General features: G+C 69.6%; 4 protein-coding genes. 3 read left to right on the forward strand and 1 reads right to left on the reverse strand.

Going from position 1 to position 4,740, the window contains the following annotated elements:
• The first annotated feature begins 432 nt into the window (after positions 1-432).
• Both AB8Z36_RS30065 and AB8Z36_RS30070 read left to right on the forward strand, forming a co-directional pair.
• Positions 433-1,341, forward strand: a complete 909-nt coding sequence (locus tag AB8Z36_RS30065; RefSeq protein WP_369216542.1) for an ABC transporter ATP-binding protein — start codon at positions 433-435, stop codon at positions 1,339-1,341.
• Between the two features lie 2 nt (positions 1,342-1,343).
• Positions 1,344-2,180: an ABC transporter permease subunit gene (locus AB8Z36_RS30070; RefSeq protein ID WP_369216543.1), complete on the forward strand. Its 837-nt coding sequence runs from the start codon at positions 1,344-1,346 to the stop codon at positions 2,178-2,180.
• Positions 2,181-2,226: 46 nt separating this feature from the next.
• Here the strand turns inward: AB8Z36_RS30070 and AB8Z36_RS30075 are convergent, their stop codons facing one another.
• Positions 2,227-3,087: a phosphotransferase gene (locus AB8Z36_RS30075; protein WP_369216544.1), complete on the reverse strand. Its 861-nt coding sequence runs from the start codon at positions 3,085-3,087 to the stop codon at positions 2,227-2,229.
• Between AB8Z36_RS30075 and AB8Z36_RS30080 the strand changes: the two genes are divergently transcribed.
• Positions 3,074-4,201 (forward strand): hypothetical protein, encoded by a 1,128-nt coding sequence (locus tag AB8Z36_RS30080; RefSeq protein WP_369216541.1) that lies wholly within the window; start codon positions 3,074-3,076, stop codon positions 4,199-4,201. The genes AB8Z36_RS30075 and AB8Z36_RS30080 overlap by 14 nt on opposite strands.
• Positions 4,202-4,740: the final 539 nt, after the last annotated feature.

Below are 4,740 nucleotides of genomic sequence, written 5' to 3' on the forward strand. Positions count from 1 at the left end.
CGTGATGGGTGCACAGGACGTACGCGGTACGCCAGCGCCTCGGCCGCTGCCGTACCGCGTACGTCCTGTGCACCCATCACGCGCCCCCCTAGGTCGGGTGTCCGCAGAGTCACGCCTGCCGCGCGGGCCCCGCGTCCGGGCAGACACCGCGAACCTGCGGACGCGACCCAGGCCACCGAGTGAGGCACGCGGGGCACTCGCCGCGCCCTACGCCACATCCGAGTGTGCCGTACATCACACCTCTTGCGTATCCCCGGATCCAGGGACTACCGGCTCATCCCCTCATGTGCTAATACGTCGGCGCTCGCGGCAGCACCACGTACTCGACGGGCAGCCGACCGTGGCTGTACAACCGTGGTCGACACCCGGGCCCCGCGCTTGTCACCGGTGGCCCGATGCCGGTCCGGGTCGCTCACCGGCATCGTTGTCCCCGTGATCGAAGTCAATGAGCTCACGAAGCGATACGGCGGCACGACGGCCGTCGACAATCTGACCTTCACCGTGCGACCCGGGCAGGTGACCGGGTTCCTCGGACCGAACGGCGCCGGAAAGAGCACCACCCTGCGGATGATCCTCGGCCTGCACGAGCCCACCAGCGGCACCGTCACCGTCGATGGTCGTCCCTTTCGCGACCGGCCCCGCGGGCTGCGTCATGTCGGTTCCCTTCTCGACGCGCACGATGTGCACGGCGGGCGCAGCGCGGTGGCGCAGTTGTCCGCCCTGGCCCGCGGCAACCGCATTCCGCAGCGCCGGGTGGAGGAGGTGCTGCGGGAGGTCGGCCTCGCCGAGGTCGCCCGGCGCCGTATCGGCGGATTCTCGCTCGGCATGAAACAGCGGCTCGGCATCGCTTGCGCCCTGCTCGGCGAACCGCCGGTACTGCTCTTCGACGAACCGCTCAACGGCCTCGACCCGAAAGGCGTGAAGTGGGTGCGTGACCTGTTCAGGCGGCTCGCCGCCGAGGGCCGCACGGTGTTCGTCTCCAGCCATCTCATGTCCGAGATGGAGCACACCGCCGACGAGTTGATCGTCATCGGGCGCGGCGAGCTGATCGCCGCGGAGAGCCTCACGGAGTTCTCCGCCCGTGGCACCCGGCGACACGTCACGGTGGGCACACTCGCCGCCGACGTCCTGCGTGATCTGCTGACGGCCGAGGGGGCGGCCGTGGAGACGGCGGGCGACCTGCTTGCCGTGACCGGTGTGAGCGCGGTCCGGATCGGTGAGATCGCCATGGAGCACCGCATTCCGCTGCACCACCTGAGCACTCGGTCCGCCTCCTTGGAAGAGGCGTTCATGGAGCTCACCGCCGACAGCGTGCAATACCTCGCAGGAGATGCCCAGTGACCATGACACATGCCCCCGTCGACGGACTTGGCGCCGAACCCCGTGCCCGCTTCCTCGACCTGGTGGCCGCCGAGTGGATCAAGCTTCGGTCGCTGCGCTCGACCTGGATCGCGTACGGGGTCACCGCCCTGGCCGTCATCGCGTTCAACGCGGGCACCGCCTACGACACCTACACCTACTGGGCACAGCGCAGCGCGGCGGACCGGGCCGACTACGTCCGTGCCGGAATCGCGTTGCGGGAGGCGTTCACGGCGAACGCCGCCATGGTCATGATGCTCGCCCTCGGAGCCATCGGCGCCCTGGCGATCATCGGCGAGTACAGCACGGGCACCATTCGTACGACGTTCGCGGCCGTTCCGGCCCGCCGTTCGGTGATGGCCGCCAAAACGGTGGTCGTGACGGCGGTCGGCACCGTCTTCGGCGCGTTCGTCGCGGGGGCCTCGTTCGTGCTGACGCAGGCCATCCTCGACGGCCGGGACGCCGGCCTGCCGATGAGCCACCCGGGCGCCCTGCGTGTCGTTGTGGCGTCCGCTCTCCTCGCGCCCGTGTGCGCGGTCGTCGGCATGGCGATCGGCACCGTCATCAGGCACACCTCGGCCACCATGATCGCCTCGGTGGTGGTCATCCTCGTGCTGCCCATCGTCTTTACCGAGGGCCGCCACTGGTCGGCGGTCGCCGGGCACGCCACGCTCTACCAGTCGTGGTCGCGGCTCGTGGAGGTCGGCCCCCGCCGGACCGATTTCCCGTGGACGACCGGCGGAGCCTGGACCGTCTACGCGGTATGGGCACTGACCGCTTCCGTGCTCGCCGTCACCAGCGCACAGCGACGCGACCACTGAGTGGTGCGCGGACGGAGCTGACGTACTCGCACTGCGGCGGTGTTTCCTAGAGTCCGTTCAGTTCTCTGGTCACGGTGTCGAGGGTCGGCCAGGGAGGACCCTCGCGCAGCACGCGCAGCAATACCTCTCCGAATCGCCCGCCCTGCGGAAACTGGTCGCCAAGCTCCCAGCGCCAGGCGGCGACCATCGCGATGACGAGCTGTCGGCAGTCCTCCAGCAGCCGTTGGTCGACGTCCCGGTAGTGCGCGCAGACCGCCTCGGGGACATGGGCGAGATCGAACTCGACGGGCCCACGGCAGCACGTCTCAAGGTCGATGAACGTCGGGCCGCTCGCCGTGCTGAGGACATTGCCCGGATGCGGCTCGCCGTGGAGCAGCTGCTCCACGGCCCCGTGGTCGTCGATCACCTGTCTCAGGTTGGCCAGTCTGCCGCTGAGGAACACGCGGTCGCCGTCGGGGAGTTCCGGCGAGCGGTCCGGGTCGGCGACGACTTCTTGCGCCTCCGTGATCCGGTCCGTGAACCTCGCGCTCGGCACATCGACCTTGCGCATGCCCGCGTGCAACCGCTCCAGCGCCTTGGCGTAGTCGACGGGTGGGAGGTGAGGTGTCACCGGCTCGTGGTAGGTCCACAGCGTCACCGCGAAGCCATCGCGCCTGTACACCCGTGGGTCCACGCGATGCTCCAGGGGACACACCGGGCATCCGGCCTCGGCGAGTCGCTGAGCGAGCTCGACTTCGAACCGTGCGACCTCTTGGCCCACGGGGGCGACCCGGGCGAGAACGTCGCATGGGATCAGTCGCAGTGCCAGTTTGTTCGAATTATGGAGAACGATTGCGTCATGGGTCGGCAGGCCGAGGGATGCGGCGAGCGAAGTCGCGGCCACGATCGCACGCGTGACGTCGGTCATTTCCACGCTCGAATCCTGGCATGGACGAGCGAGGTCGCGGCAAGTGCATTTCCGGGGCTCGGCGCAGTCGTCATCGTCGGCGGGCGGTGACGCACTCGTGCTTCAGCTCTGCCCGGCGGGCGGCGATCTGGTCGCCGCGCCGCGCGGCCGCTACCGTGTGTGGGCTCATCTGCCGGAAGGGTGGTGCCCGGTCGTGTCTGGGAAGGAGGACCCCACCCTGTGGACCACCTTGGCATCTCCCGAGGCCGCGGCGGCGGTGATCACGCTGGTGGGGGCGCTGTTGGCCGCGTACTGGGGCGGTCGTGCCGGGGGCAGAGGCGCGGTGGCTGCCGCGCAGGTGCAGAACCGGGGCCTTGCCGACCAGGCCGCCACGGACGCCCGCCGCGCGGTCTACGCCGAGTTCGCCCGCGACGCACGTGCCCTGGCGGACGGCGTCCACCGGTACGTCATGGAACCAGGGCCCGACCTGGACGCCGACACGGAGGCGTACGACGCGGTGCTGGTCCGGGCCCGGTGGTCATACGAGGTGGTGTCGATCGAAGGCCCGAAGTCCGTGCGGGATGCGGCCAAGCTGTTCATCAGTCAAGCCATAGCGTGCCGGAACAAGGGGAGTTGGCACTCGGCTGCTGTGGCTGCTTTCAGCAGACTGGAAGGGCTGAAGCTAGCCGGGGACGGACACCGGTTTGATGCGGCCGTAGCCGTTGAGCGGGAGTTGGAGCAGGTTCGGGGTGCGGCCCGGGTGCTGCCGCAGGAGTGGCGGGCGCGGGCCCAGGTATGGGCGTCGGATGATTCGACAAACGCCGAGCGACGGGCGCGGTGGCAGGAGGACCACCACAGCTCGCCCGACGAAACACCCGCCTACGAGGACGTGGCCAAGCTGGTCGATCTTCTCTCGGATGACGGAGCGCCCACCGCGTTGAGCACGGCCGTACAAGCCGGATATCTGACCTCGATGGATGCGTCGAAGCTCACTGCCTATGCGGTGACCTGGGCCGAATCCGACACGCGGCAGAGGGTCTTGCGTCAACTGGTGCCCATGCACGAGGCCTTGGACAAGTTCGTGCGGGAGGCGAGCCGGGTTCTTCACCCGGAAGAGGCCGAGGAGGACTCCTAGCGACGTGCGGGGTGCTTCACAGGTGAGGCCCGGGACCGGTCGCGGGCGAATCCGGGGTCGGCGCCGCCGACGGTGACAACGGCAGACTCGCGGGGTGGGGCAGGTCCCCCCGGTCATCGGCTGTGCGCGCGGATCGCACCGATGCCCTGGGCGTCAACGGCAGCGCGGGGTGGGACAGTGCCGCTTCGTGGCGGGCCTGGTGCTGCTGGATCAGGTGCCGCGAGGCAAGCAGCACGCCGAGGGGCATGCGGGCCGGTTTGCGTATCTCGACCGAGGATGAGCAGGGTCGGCCCCGTGGCCCCGGTCGGCGCCATGGGTGATGGAGCACTCCCGCTCGCAGCTTCCGGGCCGACGTCCCGCTCATCGAGCTCGGTGAGCAGCGACTGAAGCCGTGGGCTTCGACGTGTCGGTCCGACGTCCGGTTCGATGCGTTCAGTGGTGACGAGCGGATCCCAGCGTGGGAGCCTGCGGCGCGGTGGCGGTGGGTCCGGTGCATCGCCCGGACCGSCCGGCGGCGCCGCGGACGGGACGGTCACAGC

It is taken from the genome of Streptomyces flavofungini (genome assembly GCF_041028215.1).
GTDB classification, from domain to species: domain Bacteria; phylum Actinomycetota; class Actinomycetes; order Streptomycetales; family Streptomycetaceae; genus Streptomyces; species Streptomyces flavofungini_B.

Coding starts and splice junctions, on each gene's coding strand:
- AB8Z36_RS30070 (WP_369216543.1), top strand. CDS start 1,344: ATGACACATGCCCCCGTCGACGGACTTGGCGCCGAACCCCGTGCCCGC.
- AB8Z36_RS30075 (WP_369216544.1), bottom strand. CDS start 3,087: ATGACCGACGTCACGCGTGCGATCGTGGCCGCGACTTCGCTCGCCGCA.